10 protein-coding genes and 2 pseudogenes are annotated in these 13,520 nt (G+C 33.2%); 11 read left to right on the plus strand and 1 reads right to left on the minus strand.

The window, feature by feature from the left end:
- Nucleotides 1–4: 4 nt before the first annotated feature.
- A complete protein-coding gene (locus EKM00_RS07015) occupies nt 5–1,045 on the minus strand; it encodes a LacI family DNA-binding transcriptional regulator (protein WP_126515706.1) in 1,041 nt (346 codons plus the stop codon).
- A gap of 311 nt (nt 1,046–1,356) precedes the next feature.
- Between EKM00_RS07015 and EKM00_RS07020 the strand changes: the two genes are divergently transcribed.
- The 11 genes and pseudogenes from EKM00_RS07020 to EKM00_RS07065 all read left to right on the plus strand — a co-directional run bounded on the left by EKM00_RS07020 (nt 1,357) and on the right by EKM00_RS07065 (nt 13,443).
- Complete coding sequence (locus EKM00_RS07020; RefSeq protein WP_126515707.1) at nt 1,357–2,457, plus strand: GHMP family kinase ATP-binding protein; 1,101 nt, start codon at nt 1,357–1,359, stop codon at nt 2,455–2,457.
- A gap of 2 nt (nt 2,458–2,459) precedes the next feature.
- Complete coding sequence (locus tag EKM00_RS07025) at nt 2,460–3,335, plus strand: sugar phosphate nucleotidyltransferase (protein ID WP_126515708.1); 876 nt, start codon at nt 2,460–2,462, stop codon at nt 3,333–3,335.
- 36 nt (nt 3,336–3,371) lie between these two features.
- Nucleotides 3,372–4,298: an NAD-dependent epimerase/dehydratase family protein gene (locus EKM00_RS07030; RefSeq protein ID WP_126515709.1), complete on the plus strand. Its 927-nt coding sequence runs from the start codon at nt 3,372–3,374 to the stop codon at nt 4,296–4,298.
- A 21-nt stretch (nt 4,299–4,319) separates the two neighbouring features.
- Nucleotides 4,320–5,645, plus strand: coding sequence for a sugar MFS transporter (locus EKM00_RS07035; RefSeq protein ID WP_126515710.1), 1,326 nt, complete (start codon nt 4,320–4,322; stop codon nt 5,643–5,645).
- 210 nt (nt 5,646–5,855) lie between these two features.
- Nucleotides 5,856–6,008 (plus strand): annotated as a pseudogene (locus EKM00_RS14925) (Gfo/Idh/MocA family oxidoreductase); the annotation flags it as partial.
- A gap of 285 nt (nt 6,009–6,293) precedes the next feature.
- Nucleotides 6,294–8,222, plus strand: coding sequence for a glucosamine-6-phosphate deaminase (nagB, locus tag EKM00_RS07045; protein WP_126515711.1), 1,929 nt, complete (start codon nt 6,294–6,296; stop codon nt 8,220–8,222).
- Between the two features lie 12 nt (nt 8,223–8,234).
- Nucleotides 8,235–8,418 (plus strand): annotated as a pseudogene (locus tag EKM00_RS14930) (phosphoglucosamine mutase); the annotation flags it as partial.
- Between the two features lie 105 nt (nt 8,419–8,523).
- Complete coding sequence (locus tag EKM00_RS07050; RefSeq protein WP_126455265.1) at nt 8,524–8,844, plus strand: hypothetical protein; 321 nt, start codon at nt 8,524–8,526, stop codon at nt 8,842–8,844.
- A 145-nt stretch (nt 8,845–8,989) separates the two neighbouring features.
- Nucleotides 8,990–9,946 carry an aldo/keto reductase gene (locus tag EKM00_RS07055; protein WP_126515712.1) on the plus strand — a complete coding sequence of 319 codons (957 nt, stop codon included), beginning with the start codon at nt 8,990–8,992 and terminating at the stop codon, nt 9,944–9,946.
- Nucleotides 9,947–10,629: 683 nt separating this feature from the next.
- The gene (locus EKM00_RS07060) at nt 10,630–11,373 is read left to right on the plus strand and encodes a rhamnogalacturonan acetylesterase (RefSeq protein WP_126515713.1); all 744 of its coding nucleotides are present in this window, start codon (nt 10,630–10,632) and stop codon (nt 11,371–11,373) included.
- 1,164 nt (nt 11,374–12,537) lie between these two features.
- Nucleotides 12,538–13,443: a helix-turn-helix transcriptional regulator gene (locus EKM00_RS07065; RefSeq protein WP_126515714.1), complete on the plus strand. Its 906-nt coding sequence runs from the start codon at nt 12,538–12,540 to the stop codon at nt 13,441–13,443.
- The last annotated feature ends 77 nt before the right edge of the window (nt 13,444–13,520 follow it).

Genomic DNA, 13,520 nt, shown 5'->3' on the forward strand with positions numbered 1-13,520 from the left:
TTTTTTATTCAATATAATACTCCGCATTTTCCGCGTTCACAATATCAATCGGCAAAAAAATCATTTTTGGAATTTCATTCTGAAAGAGAAAATGTTCCACCAAAGAGGTTATTCCGAGATATGCCTGTCTTTTCTGGTTTTGATGAATCATAAAATCGATGACGCCTTGATTCAAATAAGTAACATTTTCATCAATCAAATCATAACCGACCACTCTAATTTTTTTACCTTTAAATTCACTAATTACCTTAGCAATTTGATACGATTTAGAAGTAGTAACAAAAATTCCTGTAACCTCTGGATTTTCATTCAGGAAAGTATTGCAACTAAGCTCAACATTTGGATTTTTTAATTTTAAAGTGGTAATCGTGTATGGAGAATTTTCTTTCTCATCAAAATAATTTCTAAAACCTTTTTCCTTTTCCTGCATGTGAATTGCATTTTTGTAGGTTTCATCAATATGAACAATGGCAATTTGACCGGTACCGGTAATCGAATCTATTAATTTTGCTGCCACTCGTCCACTTCTAAATAAATCCTGACCAACGAAACTTTTTACAAAACTGGACTCGACTTGGTTATTAAAAGTATTTACAATGATGTTTAACGAATTGTATTCTTCGATAACATCTACAGTTTCTTTATGGAATAAAGGCGTTAGCAAAACAGCGTCCGGAGATAATTCCAATACCTCTTTATTCGTTTTTAAAAAGGATTTCTTTTTTTCCGGATTAAAGTAAAAGGTTTCAATAATCAAATTATAGGCTTTGAATTCTTTCACCGCATCATCAATACCACTCAGGCAAGGATGCCAATAAGTATCAATTTTGGGATCAGGAAGAACAATACAAATGCGATAAATTTTATTATTCTTTAAATTCCTAGCAATAAGGTTTGGCTCGTAGTCAATTACTTTTAAAACTTCGTTGACTTTGTCCAAAGCAGCTGGTGAGACTTTACCTCTTTTGTGCAAAACTCTGTCAACAGTTCCTTTCGAAACACCGGCTAATTTAGCAATATCCTTTATTGTATACTTTTTATCCATAATGAGCAAATATATAAAAACTTTGGTTTTATTTTTTTTTGTAAGACTGAATTAACGAATGAGTACCTAATTATACGTTTGACATTCTTTCATTGTTAGTAATAATCTTTTTATGATCGTATTTTTTCATACAATTTAAAAATGTGCTCGACAACACGAAATAAGTGTGTTCGAGCACATTTATTGTTTTTTACTTGTTTTATTAGAATTTAATCTATAGTTTCGTAAAGTAAAACTAAATAAACAGTTAGAATTATAAATAAAATTAGCATTAAACACTATTAATACAGCGTTTTTAACATCTCTAAAAAGTGAAAAAAATTATATCATTAGCTCCTGGACGAACGTGTCTCTTTGGAGATCATCAAGACTATTTAGGTTTGCCCGTCATTGCATGTGCAATCAATCTAAATATAAAATTAACTGCAGTTCAAAATGACACTTCAGTTTTCAGACTAAACATGGAGGATATTAATGAAGTTAGGGTCATTGATATTCACGGTATTTTTTCAGAATTAGCACCTCGAGATTATTTTGCCTCTTCCTTAAGAGTTTTGAGAAGACAAGGTTGTATTCCAACTGTAGGATACGATATTACCATAAAAGGAGATATTCCTATCAATTCCGGAACCTCAAGTTCATCGGCTTTATTAATGGCTTGGATTCATTTTTTGGTTACCGCTTTTGGAGTTGATGCCGAAGTTACTCCGGAATTTATTGCAAAAATGGGGTATGCTTCTGAAGTTTTAGAACACGGAGAACCAGGCGGAATGATGGATCATTACAGCATCGGAGTGGGCAATATTGTACACATCAATACCAAAGATCCTTTTTCTTATACCATTATTGGAACAGAACTAAAAGGATTAATAACCGGTGTTTCCGGGGTACCTAAAGAAACCATTGGTTTGATAGGAGAATTAAAAGGAAATGCCTTGATTGCAATTGACATTATAAAACAAAATTTTAAAGATTTTGATTTAAATACATCCGAAATAGAAGATTTAGATAAATACTATAATTATTTACCAGACCGATTGATTACTTATTTTGAAGCTGCCATCAAGAATTACCATTATACAAAAGAGGCTTTAAAAGAATTTGAAAAACCAACTCCAGATTTAAAGAAGATTGGTGCTTTAATGAATCAACATCACGCTGTTTTAAGAGATTTATTAAAAATAACTGTGCCAAAAATTGATGCCATGATTAATGCTGCATTGAAAGCTGGGGCGTATGGGGCAAAAATAGTTGGTTCAGGTGGAGGCGGTAGTATTGTAGTACTGGCTGAACCGGGAAATGAAGCTCCAGTAGTGGCAGCAATACTGACTGCAGGGGCAATAGAAGCCTATACGGTAACCGTTGATCCTGGCGCGAGAATACTAGAAAACATTAAAATTTTAAAGAATTAATTATGCATGACAATCTAATTATTTTGGCTGGCGGCGCTTCTTCCAGAATGAAAAAACAAGTTACAGTTGATAATTTGAGTGACGAAGAAATTGCGCAAGCGAATGAAAGAAGTAAAGGATTAATTGGTGTTGGCCCAAATGGAAGACCATTATTGGATTATCTTTTATTGAATGCGAAAAAAGCAGGGTATAAAAATATCTATATTATTATTGGTGAGCGGGGTGATCTATTTAAAGAATTTTACGGAAGTGAAAACAAATACAATGATTTTCATGGTTTAACTATCTCTTTTGCTATTCAATATATTCCGGAAGGAAGAGCCAAACCATTAGGTACTGCAGATGCATTATTTCAAGCTGTAGAACAATATCCGGAACTGAATTCATTGGATTACTCGGTTTGCAACAGCGACAACTTGTATTCAGTCGATGCACTTTATGCTCTTAGAGAAACAGATAGTCCTAATGCTTTTATAAGTTATAATAGAGATGCGATGGAATTTCCATCGGAACGAATTTCTCGATTTGCCATTGCCAAACTCGACCATGACAATCAATTATTTGACATTCTTGAAAAACCAACTGCAGCTAATTTAGAGAGTTACAAAGATTCCGAGGGAAAGTTAAGAGTGAGCATGAATGCTTTTAAATTTAAAGGAGATCTTATCTATCCTTATCTAAAAAACTGTCCCGTTCATCCTGAAAGAGACGAAAAGGAATTACCTACCGTACTTTTAAACGCATTAAAAGAACACCCAAATACCACATTTGGCATCCCTTTTTCTGAACACGTACCGGATTTAACGGCAAAAGAAGACATAGCTGAAGTAAAGGCCTATCTAAAAAAACAGTATCCTGTATTAAATTGGAATGACTAATAATTCTGAAAGGATAACTCCTAATATTTAAAAAAAATGAAGAAGTATATAATAACAGGTGGCGCAGGATTTATAGGAAGTCACATTGCTGAATATTTATCCGCTAAAGGACATCATGTAATTGTTTTGGACAGTTTAAGAACGGGATTCGAAAAAAATATTAATGGGCTGAATGTTCAATTTGAAAAAGGAGATATCAGGGATAAAAATCTTGTGGAAGAACTAGTGCAAGGTGCTAATGGTATATTTCACTTAGCGGCTTTGGTAAGCGTCCCGGAATCCCTTTTAAATATAAACAAATGTATTGAAATCAATACATTGGGGACAATAAATATTTTGGAGGCCGCAAAGAAGAATGTAAATTGCAAAGTAGTACTTTCTTCATCTGCGGCTAATTATGGAGACAATCCCATATTGCCTAAAATAGAAACAATGACTCCGGAACCGATGACTCCGTATGCTGTTACAAAATTAGATGGTGAGTTTTATCTGAAAATGTATCAAGATCAATGGGGTCTTCCTACTGCTTCATTACGTTATTTCAATGTTTTTGGTCCTAGACAAAATTTAAAATCAGCCTATGCAGCAGCGGTACCAATTTTCATAAATAATGCACTTCAAAACAAACCGATAACCATTTTTGGAGATGGCTTACAAACTAGAGATTTTATTTATGTAAAAGATGTGGTAAGAGCAAATATTTTGGCATCTCAAAAAGGGAATGAAACCTATAATGTGGCTCTAGGCCATAACACGTCAATATTAGAATTAGCGGAAAAAATCATTGAAATAACCAACTCCAAATCAAAAATAAAATTTCTGGATGAAAGATCAGGAGATATTAAACATTCAAAAGCAAATCCTTCAAAATTCACTCAACTAGGATTTAAACCACAGTATTCTATAGATCATGCCTTGAAAGAGACTATTGAATTTTACCATAAAGCATCGTTAATTAACTAATAGAATTAAAAATTCACAGATATGAGTAATAGTATTAAATCAAAAAACAATTTAGTCCCAATACTAATTATAGCAGGCTTATTTTTCATATTTGGTTTTGTGACCTGGATTAATGGTGCACTAATTCCATTTATGAAAACTATCAATGAATTAACCGATGCTCAATCCTATTTGGTAGCATCGGCATCCTATATTTCATTTGTAGTAATGGCTTTACCAGCTTCATATATTTTGAATAAGATAGGTTACAGAAAAGGAATGTCTTTAGGATTAATAATAATGGCGATTGGCGCTTTAGTATTTATTCCAGCGGCTGAGGCAAGAACTTACTGGGTGTTTTTAACAGGTATTTTTATTCAAGGTGTCGGGATGACTTTATTACAAACAGCTGCGAACCCGTATATTACAATTTTGGGACCTATCGATAGTGGTGCCAAACGTATTGCCATTATGGGAATAGCCAATAAGACAGCCGGTGCAATAGGATCTTTGATTTTTGGCACATTATTATTATCAGGAATAGATGAAGTCAAACAAAAATTAGGAAGCGCGTCGATTGAAGAAAAAGCAGTGTTATTAGATACTATGGCAGACAGTGTTTTTATGCCTTACTTAATAATGGCTACAGTATTATTAATTTTAGGATTATTAATTAGAAAAGCACCTCTGCCTCACGTTGAAGCAGCTGAAGTGAATGAGATAAAAGAAGGATCTGAAACAAAAAAAAGTATCTTTCAGTTTCCTCATTTATGGTTGGGTGTTTTAACATTATTTGTCTATATAGGGGCAGAAGTTATAGCTGGAGATACTATAATAGCCTATGGTATTTCGTTAGGTTTCCCAGCTGCAGACGCCAAGTTCTTTACAACTTTAACCTTATTAGCAATGGTGTGTACCTATGCTCTAGGAGTTTTTTTAATACCCAAGTATTTAAAACAAGGAACTGCACTTATAATTAGTGCTGCATTAGGCCTCATTTTCAGTGTTTGTATATTATTAACCACCGGCTTTACGTCTATTTTATTTGTGGCATCATTAGGCATTGCCAATGCACTGGTTTGGCCAGCAATATGGCCTTTAACTTTAGATGGATTAGGAAAATTCACTAAGACAGCGTCAGCCTTATTAATTATGGCGATTTCAGGTGGAGCAATTATTCCACCATTATATGGTAGAATGGTTGATGCCAATAAACAAGAGCTTATTGCTAAAGGAATAAATGAATCAGATGCTTTGGCAACAGCAGCAACAAGTAGTTATTGGATTTTAATTCCCTGTTATTCCATTATTCTATTTTTTGCTATCTGGGGGCATAATTATAAAAGCTGGTCAAGAAATAATAAATAAAAAAACATTTTGATGAGGCAATATATTTTGAATAAATATTGAGAATATTAGGATAACAGTTTGTCAATATGTTTGAGAAAAAAGTATAAATGGGGGATTATTGGATGCGGAAATGTAACAGAACTTAGAAGCGGTCCTGCCTATCAAAAAGTGGAAGGTTTTGAGTTACATGCAGTCACGCAGCGCAATATTTAAAAAGCCGAAGATTATGCGATTAAGTACAGTGTTCTTAAGTTTTATGGAGATGTGGATGATTTAATAAATGATCCTGAAGTCGACTCCTTATGTATAGCAACTCCGCCAGATTCTCATTGCTATTATGCTCTAAAAGTTGTTGCATCAGGCAAAATTTGTTGTATTTAGAAAACAATGGAATCAACGTATGAAGAATATTTACTTGTAAATAATGTCTTTGAAGAAATGAAAACACCATTATTTGTTACTTATTATAGACGATCACTCCCTAGAATTAAGTTGGAACAAGGTTCATTTAAAGAAAGCTTGATAATAAAACAACCTGAAAACATTAATTTTTTTCATGTTCAAAATATAAAAAATCATTTAGTCAAGAATTCTATACATCCTGAGTGTTAGATAATATTTTGGGAAATATCAATAAAATTAAAAATAAATTATAAAAATTAAGCCATGTTAAATAGTAATATTGATAAAGCCACAGGTTTCGAAAAGCGGTTTGAGAATATAGGAACCGTAGTTTATGAAAATTCAGTAGCTGCCTCTAAAGCTGTAGCTAAAGAAATATCAGATTTGATAAAAGTTAAACAAGCCCAAAAACAGCCTTGTATATTGGGGTTGGCCACAGGTTCTTCCCCGAAAGGATTGTATTCAGAACTAGTGCGCTTACACAAAGAAGAAGGATTAAGTTTTAAAAATGTAGTGTCATTCAATTTAGATGAATATTATCCTATGGAGCGAGATTCCATAAATAGCTATGTGCGATTTATGAAAGAATTGTTATTTAATCAAGTTGATATTTTACCGGAAAACATCCATGTTCCGGATGGAACATTGTCAAAAGAAGAAATAGCGAATTATTGTGCCACATATGAAGCCAAAATTGAAGCTCTTGGAGGAATAGATTTACAAATTTTAGGAATTGGAGGAAACGGTCATATAGGATTTAATGAATCAGGATCTTTACAAAATTCTAAAACACGATTAGTAGCTTTAGATCATATTACAAGAGTAGCTGCAAGCAGTGACTTTTCTGGCTTAGATCATACTCCTAGAACAGCTATTACATTGGGAGTTAAAAAGATTATGGAAGCAAATAGAGTGATTCTTATGGCTTGGGGAGAAGGAAAAGCGAATATTATAAAAGCATCGGTAGAAGGTACAGTTACAAATTTAGTACCGGCTTCATTTTTGCAAGAACATACAAATGCCACCTTTGTTTTAGATAGAAAAGCCTCTTCAAAATTAACCCGAATTAATACGCCTTGGTTAGTCGAAAAAATAGTATGGACAGATAAACTTATAAGGAAAGCGACATTGGGTTTAGCCCTTCATTTGAAAAAACCTATTTTAATGCTTACAGATGCTGATTATATAGAAAATGGCATGAGTGATTTATTAGCCGATTCAGGACCAGCTTACGACATTAATATAAAAATGTTCAACAAGCTTCAAAATACTATAACAGGATGGCCAGGAGGTAAACCCAATGCCGATGACAGCAAACGACCAGAACGTGCAGAGCCTGCCAAAAAGCGTGTGCTTATTTTTAGTCCACATCCAGATGATGATATTATTAGTATGGGTGGCACATTCAAGAGATTGCATGAACAAGGACATGAAGTACATATTGGTTATCAAACCTCCGGTAATATAGCAGTAGCTGATGATGAAGCGCTACGATTTGCAAGCTTTGTTTGTGATTATAATGATAAGTTCGGTATCAAAAGCCCTGAGGCAGAAAATATTTATAAAAAAGCAATAACATTCCTAAAGAACAAAAAAGCGAGTGAGGTTGATATCGCCGAAGTAAGATACATCAAAGGTTTAATTCGAAAAGGTGAGGCACGATCAACCAGTTTTTATGTTGGTATTCCAGAAGAGCAGATTCATTTCATGGAACTTCCGTTTTATGAAACAGGAACTATTGAGAAAAACCCAATAGGAGAATCAGATATTCAAATCACGATGGATCTCATCGAGAAAATTAAACCACATCAAATTTATGCAGCAGGTGATTTGGCAGACCCACACGGAACCCATAAAGTATGTTTAGATGCTATTTTTGAATCTATAAAACGTTTAAAACCTAAAAAGTACATGAATGATTGTTGGGTTTGGTTATACAGAGGGGCTTGGCAAGAATGGGGAATTGACGAGATCGAAATGGCTGTACCGATGGGGCCAGACCAAGTGTTGGAAAAACGAAAAGGGATATTTAAGCATCAATCCCAAAAAGATGGTGTCGTGTTTCAAGGAGCAGACAGCAGAGAGTTTTGGCAAAGAGCCGAGGATAGAAATAAAGAAACTGCCAATTTGTATGATGAATTAGGATTGTCCCATTATGCAGCAATGGAAGCATTTGTTAGATGGGAATTTTAAGTAAATGATAAAATGGCATCAATAAAATCGATTTCAGGAATTACAGGAACTATTGGAGGCATAGTTAATGATAATTTGACTCCAATAAATGCTATAAAATTTGCAGCAGCGTATGGTATCTAGTTAAAGCAGCAAAATATTAAAAAAAATTTCACTAATTATTGGAAGAGATGCCAGAATTTGTGAAGATACGATTAGTACAGAACCTAATATTCGAATTTATACCGAAAGTATTTCCGAAGATGAGGCAGACGAACTGGCAATAAAATTTATCAACGAAATTAAAAAATGTATTTAAAAAATGAATATTTCTTTTGAGGCACCATTTCATACTTTTACCAGATATGCAAAGGTAGAAAAAACTGAATTTTATGATCAATTTATCAATTGGTTAAAAGGGGAATTCGATCTGTATTTAATGGAAGAAACGGATGGCTTGAGAGTATATTATCCAAATGGAATGTTTACCGTTAAGCTTGTTTCGAAAAGAGAAAATGATTTTTCTATAGAAATAAAAATTAAAAGCAAAAATTTAAAAGCGGCTAATCAAATCAGTAAAAAAATTGAAACTATTCATAGTCATCTAAAAACAGTACTAAATAAAACAATTTATGATAAATAATAAAATGAATCAAGCCTTTTTAGGTTTCGTTCTAGCATGGTGAATTTTGTAACTTTTCAAAATAAATAAGTGAATTTATTATTCAAATTTGATTCAAAGAAACAATAAATTTGTCTCTTAATTATAAACTATTTTAGATAAAAATATGGATTACAACAGATGCGGAAAAAGTGGTTTATTATTACCGCAAATATCTTTAGGATTATGGCATAATTTTGGGTCGGTAGATAGTTTCGAAAATGCAGAAGGCATTGCTAAGGCTGCTTTTGATAAAGGAATTACACATTTTGATTTAGCCAATAATTACGGTCCGGATCCGGGCTCTGCTGAGATTACTTTTGGTAAAATTTTAAAGAAGAATTTTCATGGAAATCTTCGTGACGAAATTGTAGTTTCGACCAAAGCCGGTTATACTATGTGGAAGGGTCCTTATGGCGATTGGGGTTCCCGTAAGTATTTATTGTCCAGTTTGAATCAGAGTTTGAAGCGGATGAATTTGGAGTATGTAGATGTTTTCTATTCTCATCGTTATGATCCTGAAACACCATTGGAAGAAACCATGATGGCTTTGGATTATGCTGTTCGAAGCGGAAAAGCTATGTATGCTGGGATATCTAATTATAATCCGGAACAGACCAGAGACGCTGTCGATATTCTAAAGCAATTGGGAACACCTTGTCTGATTCATCAAGTCAAATATTCAATGTTTGAGCGAAATCCGGAAATCGGATTATTAAACATTCTGGAAGAAAAAGGAGTTGGTTGTATTGCTTTTTCACCTTTAGCCCAAGGACTTTTAACTGATAAATATATAAAAGGGATTCCGAAAAACTCTCGTGCCTCTAATCCTAATGGTCATTTAAAAACTGAAGAAGTTTCGGAGGAAAAAATTTTGAAAATTATTCAATTGACTTTAATTGCGCAAAAAAGAAACCAATCTTTAGCACAAATGGCTTTGGCTTGGTTGTTAAAAGATAATCGTATTACCTCAGTATTAATTGGAGCTAGTTCAATTGCACAACTCAATTACAATATTGACAGTCTGCAGAATCTTACTTTCTCCAAAGATGAATTAGATGAGATTGATACGATTTTACAATAGTAAAAAAAGAGCAAATATTAAACAGACCATCAAAAAACATCAGCTATTTTGACTTAAAGTCGATTTTTGATCTGTTTATGACTGAGTGATATCGCTAGAATTTTTCGAGACAATACCGTGGACAAGCCCTGAAATTTGGTAGAGATGACTAATGACGTAGCACTTCAGCAACTCCTTTTGGAAATATCGTAATAAGAAATTACCAGTTCAAAAGACTGCATGCGATTGTAATAGGAAGTGAAATGATGGCCGGAGTTCGAAATAAGTATGTTGATTACTGTAAAGCGAGTGGATATTTAAAAAGAGATAATTTAAATTAAAACAAATAGAGATCGAGCGCGCTATTTTAAATATATATTTTTGTCCAATATTTCTTTTAGGACATGGAAGACTGCATTTACATCACTGCCAATAACATGGAGTAGAAAGCGGATTATTTCCGTCTAAATTCGGATATTTCTTTAATATCAGTTGCACTGAAGTCACCAACACGGGAATTGTAATAGAAGGATACCCCGATAAAAAGTAGAAAACGTTAATTTGAACCGTTTTATAATACAATGAGCTAAAAACGGATTGAGCCTTACTACTACTAAAAATGTAACTTTTAATGAAGTTGTAATTGGTGAGAGAGGTACAATTCTTACTGCTGCAAAGTAATATATTAAAAAAAAATAATTTTTATGAAACCTATTATTATTTTGACGTTGTTAATTTCCTTAAACAGACTGTCTCAAAAAACTACAATTTATACTATTGGTGATTCTACGATGGCTGATAAAATAAAACCGGAAGAAAACCCAGAAACCGGTTGGGGACAGGTATTGCGCCTGTTTTTTAATTCGAATGTAATTATAAAGAATCGAGCGGTAAATGGCGGAAGTACACGCAGTTTTATTGATGAGAAAAAATGGGAAGCAGTTTTTAAGGTTTTAAAACCGGGAGATTATGTTTTTATACAATTTGGGCATAATGATGAAAAATTAACCGATTTTACTCGGTATACAAATCCACATACAACGTATCGACATAACATCATTCGGTTTGTAAATGAAAGCAGGGAAAAAGGGGCAATTCCAATTTTGTTTTCATCAATTGCCAGAAGAAATTTTAATGAAAATGGAGTATTAGTCGGAACGCATGGTGATTATCCGCTTGAAACTCGTTTGGTAGCCCTAGAGTACAAAGTGCCTTTTGTGGATTTAGAATATTATTCAGAATTACTTGAAACCTCTTATGGTCCCGAAAAATCGAAAGCGCTACATTTGCATTTTAAACCCGGTGAGAATTCCTATTATCCAGAGGGAAAGTCTGATGACACACATTTAAGTAGAAAAGGAGCTTTGGCTATAGCCCGTTTGGTTGTTGATCAAATTAAGCTAATGAATAATCCTTTCTTTAAAAAATTAAAAAAACAATTACTGTAAAATGAACAGTTAAATAAGGAAGATCTTCGTTTCTAATACTATTAAGTAAGTCGAAAGTTTAAAAGTCGTAAAGTCAAAAGAATTAACTTTAAGTAAAACAGCTTTAAATCAGATTTTTACATGATTTTATCCTGATTTTAAAATACGACATTATACCATGGTTATTACTTATGTCCCATAAAAACCTTTTTGTAAGGTTAAATATTTAACAATGATATCTCAGGTGTAAGCGATCTTCTCCGCTGTCTTCAACATAGAAAAAAACTTATTAGCTGTCAGCTATTTTTCGCAGGTTTTTGGCTTCTGGAGCTGGAGGGGATTTTGACAATCGCTACAGTCAACGAGGCGTGCAATAGGCGGTGAAGCAAGTCGCCAAAGCAGCAGGTGTTAAAAAATTTCTTAAATTTAAAAAAACATCCACTTCTATTATTTCACATGAGACTAATGAATTTAAGAATAATTTTGATTTTTCATCTTCTACTTTAAACTTGAACCCGTTATTTTCAGTCTTAATTCTAAGTAATTAAAGAGGGAGCATTTTAGTTTCTTTGATTAATTCTTCAGAATTTTCTAAATTAAAATACTGATACAAACTTATATCTAGATATTCACAATCTTCCTCAGATTGTAAAAAATCAATTAGTAATTCAAAACGTTTTATTGTTGAAAGAATCAATTTTGCTAACTCAATATCGCTTTCGCAACTGCTCTTAAATCAGAAGTTGAAAAGGATGTTGTTATTACTGTTTTTACAATTTTATCAATATCAAAAAAACAAAAAATATACACAAATAAAGACACCTCATCAGCATCTTTCTTATCCCTCCCCCCTCTTAATTATAACCTGTTCTTAAACTCAAAAACCTTCTATATCTCGTAAATACCTAATAAACAAACTAAAATAATTCCTATTATTCCATACCTCAACTATAGAACGCATCGAGAATTACTATTTGATTATGAAATTAAAAATCATTTCGTCAATCACTTCTCACTATTCCCTGTCATCCTGAGCTTGTCGAAGGACACCACTCACTTTTCTCTAAAAAACACCTATTCAATTCCCGAATTGCACACTATACTTCTTGATTTAGAGAATTGTATTATATAATTTTGTCTCCACCTCCCCACTCCATTCCGACAAATCTTCACTAATACAACACAATGGATACGCAACAAAACCAACAACGGATTAAGGTGATTTACCAAATGCTTTTTGAATTGGCAACCGGCAACCTCTCATTCAGAATTATCAAAACAGACCAAAACGACGAAGTTGATAAACTCTCTGAAATGCTTAACACTCTTGCTGGACAGATGCATGATATTATACTCCGATCAGGTTCTGTTAACCCGCATTACAGTTATCAAAACTTAGTACAAACTACATTTATTTTAGACGATAACTTTATTATCCGCAATTTTAATACACACGTACCAGAAGCACTATACTACGAATCCGAAGAATTATTTCAAGTTGACTTTGGAAAATTTATCGCACCACAGTCCTTCAGTATTTGGAATCAAAAAAAGAAGGAAGCGTCACTTGATGATAATTACCACAGCACCGTTCCGCTAATTTTTATAACGGGTAATAATAAATTACTTCCAACTTTTTGCACCATATCACGGCTGCGCTACAGTGACAAAATAATTGTAAACTCAATTACTACCATCTTGCAAGAATTTCTGTCAGACGCAAAATATGTGATAAAAACAGCGACAGAAAAACAATCTGAAACAGTGATTATGCAAAATCTTTATGATTACATTTTAAATCATTTGGAACAACCACTCCCAACCATAAAAGAATTAGCTGTGCTTTTTGATTGTAATGAATACAAATTGAAACTTGGATTCCGCGAATTTTTCAAAACTAGTATTTATAATTTTTATCATGAAGAAAGACTAAAAAGAGCACATTTGATGATTCAGCAAACAAAGATTCCTCTCAAGGAAATTGCCATAATGAATGGTTTTAACACCTACCTCAACTTTTATAAAGCTTTTAAAAAAAGATTTGAATACACTCCAAGTGAAGTGGATCGTGGTCCGAGTGCTGATGTTTAATTTTTAAATAGCTTAACATCAGTTTTGGATAACGAAAGTTCTGATTTGCATAACATTACAAATTTAAATGATAGAAT

It is taken from the genome of Flavobacterium sp. RSP15 (assembly GCF_003968755.1).
In the GTDB taxonomy this organism is placed as follows: domain Bacteria; phylum Bacteroidota; class Bacteroidia; order Flavobacteriales; family Flavobacteriaceae; genus Flavobacterium.

Excerpts from the sequence above, each read along its gene's own strand:
- EKM00_RS07015 (WP_126515706.1), bottom strand. The coding sequence starts at position 1,045 with ATGGATAAAAAGTATACAATAAAGGATATTGCTAAATTAGCCGGTGTT.
- EKM00_RS07025 (WP_126515708.1), top strand. The coding sequence starts at position 2,460 with ATGCATGACAATCTAATTATTTTGGCTGGCGGCGCTTCTTCCAGAATG.
- EKM00_RS07030 (WP_126515709.1), top strand. The coding sequence starts at position 3,372 with ATGAAGAAGTATATAATAACAGGTGGCGCAGGATTTATAGGAAGTCAC.
- EKM00_RS07035 (WP_126515710.1), top strand. The coding sequence starts at position 4,320 with ATGAGTAATAGTATTAAATCAAAAAACAATTTAGTCCCAATACTAATT.
- nagB (WP_126515711.1), top strand. The coding sequence starts at position 6,294 with ATGTTAAATAGTAATATTGATAAAGCCACAGGTTTCGAAAAGCGGTTT.
- EKM00_RS07050 (WP_126455265.1), top strand. The coding sequence starts at position 8,524 with ATGAATATTTCTTTTGAGGCACCATTTCATACTTTTACCAGATATGCA.
- EKM00_RS07055 (WP_126515712.1), top strand. The coding sequence starts at position 8,990 with ATGGATTACAACAGATGCGGAAAAAGTGGTTTATTATTACCGCAAATA.
- EKM00_RS07060 (WP_126515713.1), top strand. The coding sequence starts at position 10,630 with ATGAAACCTATTATTATTTTGACGTTGTTAATTTCCTTAAACAGACTG.
- EKM00_RS07065 (WP_126515714.1), top strand. The coding sequence starts at position 12,538 with ATGGATACGCAACAAAACCAACAACGGATTAAGGTGATTTACCAAATG.